Genomic DNA, 3,065 nt, shown 5'->3' on the forward strand with positions numbered 1-3,065 from the left:
AAAATATGCTGTTCATGATCTCTGCTCTCACACCGGACTCTATGGAAACTGGCGCACTGGCTATATATGATCCTGTCAGTTCATTATTGGCAAAGGTGCAGTTCACGATATTCATTGTCATCTTTTCTCTTCCTACTATCGCAAAAGTAACCGGATAGGTTAAGCTTCCATTATTATAATAAGTATTGCTGCTGAATTCTGAGCTGACAATATTTGCTTGCAGGTTGTCAAAATCAACAGCCTGACTGCTGGATATCAGAAAATGGCTTGGCTGGTTACCGGAAACCTTACAATTTTCCACAGTAAAGGAACAGGATGGAGCTTGTGATGTTAAAAAATTTGAATAGTAAACCGCTGATGTTGCTGTATCTCCATTGCTTGAATTATCTATTAGCTGAACGTTTCTTAAAGTCAGGTGGGTTCTTCCTATTGATGCCAGCCAGTTGTAATCATTATTCCTGAGTATAATATTCTCAAATAATACAGGTTCACTGGTACTTAAAGGATTTATTATATAAATTAATATATAATTTGGAAAACTTGAGATTTCAGCACTACCATTGATAATTTGCATATTCCTGATTTCATATACTGGTAAGGTATTAATATCCAACATAAAGCCACTATGGTTATCTTGCAGATCAATAATCGTTGTTTCGTCTGATTCTCCCACTATCGATACGTAACTTTTCATAAGTATAGGGAATTTCTGGTTATTGTCCTGGCAATTATAAACCCCTTCATCTAAAAAAATAGTCCTCGGATTTTCGGCATCAGCACTAATGATCTGCATAGCATGACTGATTGTCTGCAAAGGTTCATCAAAACTCAATCCACTATTACAGTCATCACCTTCAGGTGAAACATAAAGGTCAGCTCCCACTCTTTCATATTTATAATGAAGTACATCAAATTCCATATCATCATAATTCTGAATATAACTGCTGTCCCCCTGATACAATTCATATCCAAAAGGATCTGATACTGTGAAAGTATCTACTATTACATCCGTGCTTACTCCTGTGCCCAAGGAATTATGAAAATCTAAACCTATCGGGGCAAAATTATCATATATATTGCATCTGTTTGAATATGAAAAATTTAGTGGAAAATATAATCCCCAACTTGCCAATCCCCCTCCCCATTTTGATGCTTGATTAAATCTGATTATTGTGCCAGCAAAACTTACTATACTTTGACCCGCTTGAATTCCCCCTCCAATTCTGGCAACATTATTTTCAATAATGTTGTTAACAATAGATACAACAGAAAGGGAAATATAAATGCCACCTCCATACCTTCTTGTCCCATCCAGAAAACCTATCCCATTAGTTAAAGTAAATCCCTGGATTGTAGTTCCTTCTCCCTCCCCGTTATGTACTGCAACACAGCATCCAGTCTGATTACCATCAATTATAGTAGTATGAATATAATCACGATTGCCGGTTGTTATCTCCAAACTTGCCAGAGTAATAGTTTTCCCATCTAAGTCAGTATTTTCAAAATACCTGCCTGGATATACAAGTACAGTATCTCCATCACTACTGGCATTTATCCCTTCCTGAATGGATGTATAATCTCCCGTACCCTCTATATCAACCGTTATTGTAGTTCCCTGTAAAATCCCATAAAAAACAAAGTAAATCATTAAAATTAAATACTTCTTCATAATCACATCCCTATATATGCCTGGCGCCCATCCAGACGCCAGGCTTGCTTCTTCTCACTTCTCACTTTTTCTTCTTCTCAATACTCCCATTTACTTCATCAAAACCGCTTTGCTGGTAATAACTTTATCATCTATCTCTAATCTGATGAAATATACTCCACTGCCTGCCTTTTGCCCCATCTCATTATCACCTTTCCAGATAATATTATAATTCTCTGGTCGGAAAGTTTCGTTTACAAGGCTTTTCACTTTTTGACCTTTGATATTATAAATGTCCAGTATTACTTTTTTCTGTTCTTTCAAACTAAAAGAAATTGTAAGTTCCGGATTAAAGGGATTAGGATAACATTGCAATTCAGTTGGAGCAGGAATATTATCATCCTGCTTATCTCTAAATGATACTTTGTAGTGTATTCCAGGTGTACCGGTAACCAGACTTCCGGGTTCATATTCTCCAGTATCAATGTTTTCTACCAGATAGTTATTCTTCCGTTCTGCTCTGCTGCGATCATCATACCAGAAAGCAAACTCAATATCCTGCCCCAGTTCTTCTTCCAGTATATGCGCACATATCTGGCATAGAGTATCTTCTACTACTTGTGCCCCCCTACACTCGTCATTAACGTAAATTGCCACTTCCTGAGGAAGATCATCTTCATCAAATTCCACATAAACCGGCAGATAATCAATATCATCATTGAAAGTGAAATGTTCCGCAACCGGTCGATATTCCGGCTCTTCACTCCGGGTAGGTATTTCCCAGGTAAAATCATTACTTTCGTTTACTGTTTTGATCACAACGCAGTCCATATAGTTTATTTTGCAAGATGTTGGTGAACCTGACCAGGGATCATGAGTAGAAGTTCTACTGATTGCCCATTCCATGGTATATATAGCAATTGCATCTTCCAGAACGTCCTGAGGGAAAGCATCCAATACAAGTTGAGTGCCTTTAAGAAAATAACCCAGCCAGGTTTCCTGATAAGGCTCAGTGTGTAATTCCACGTTATCAAGACATTTCAAACCTCTGGAATATAGTACGCATCCTTCTCCATTATCGCGGCTCATCTTATAGCCTTTTTTGCTGTTCATTTCATAAGTTGGCGGATCCCAATCCCAACCTGAAATTGAGAAATAATCTCCATTTACTGCATTCTGATTATTATACCATACATGCATTCCGTCAGGCACCGGGTCCCAGTTTTCTAATACAAATTCAACTCCCAAATCGCTTCCATCATTAGTCACCCGTGTGTCAAATGCCAAACAGGGAAAACTCCGCCACAGATAAGTTCTCCTGTTACCATCATAATTCCAGTTATAGATATCATGGACATGGTATTTATAACCCATATCAGAGCATGTGCCATCAGGGTCGTCAGAATTACTATCATCA

Annotated in this window: 2 protein-coding genes; both read right to left on the reverse strand. The window is 37.9% G+C overall.

Annotated elements, in window-relative coordinates:
* Positions 1-1,669 (reverse strand): hypothetical protein (locus RAO94_12255; protein MDP8323112.1); only part of this gene is annotated, 1,669 nt, incomplete at its 3' end.
* Between the two features lie 90 nt (positions 1,670-1,759).
* Positions 1,760-3,065: T9SS type A sorting domain-containing protein (locus tag RAO94_12260; GenBank protein MDP8323113.1), on the reverse strand; the 1,306-nt coding region annotated here is incomplete at its 5' end.

Source organism: Candidatus Stygibacter australis (assembly GCA_030765845.1).
Lineage (GTDB): Bacteria > Cloacimonadota > Cloacimonadia > Cloacimonadales > TCS61 > Stygibacter > Stygibacter australis.